The sequence below is a fragment of the Anaerotignum faecicola genome (assembly GCA_024460105.1).
Lineage (GTDB): Bacteria > Bacillota > Clostridia > Lachnospirales > Anaerotignaceae > JANFXS01.
In genome coordinates, this window is the sequence record JANFXS010000204.1 from 1 (window position 1) to 484 (window position 484).

Consider the following 484-nt stretch of genomic DNA (forward strand, 5'->3'; position numbering starts at 1 on the left):
CCGTCGGCATAGGAAAGGCAGGGAGCAAATACACCTCCGGAGGCGTCATTGCCCTTCATGTCCAGCTGGGAAACACGGTTTAACGGTCTGGCCGCCAGTTCCCAGTTCTGTAAATCTGTGGAATGGTAAATACAGACTCCCGGAAACCATTCAAAGGTAGACACGGCCATATAGTAATCCTCTCCCACCCGTATGACCGACGGATCCGGATGAAATCCGGGTAAAACAGGATTTTCAAGACAGTTTTTCATTTGATTATCCATTCTCTCCCCCACTTAACTCTTCACCGCGCCGGAAACCATCCCTGCCTGAATCTTTCCGGACATCAGGATATAGACTATGATAATCGGTATCGCGGAAATAGTCAACGCTGCGCTGACCGCCGCATAGTTCGTATTATACGTCCCCTTTAACGCCAGAAGTCCTACCGGCAGCGTCTTCTTCACCGGGTCCGAAATGATGATATTGGCAAATATAAATTCGT

2 protein-coding genes are annotated in these 484 nt (G+C 49.2%); both read right to left on the reverse strand.

Annotated features, from left to right (window positions below):
• The coding region (locus tag NE664_13545) for a family 43 glycosylhydrolase (GenBank protein ID MCQ4727656.1) at nt 1-251 on the reverse strand (251 nt) is incomplete at its 3' end.
• A 24-nt stretch (nt 252-275) separates the two neighbouring features.
• Nucleotides 276-484, reverse strand: a 209-nt coding sequence (locus tag NE664_13550; protein ID MCQ4727657.1) for a carbohydrate ABC transporter permease, incomplete at its 5' end; no start/stop codon positions are given.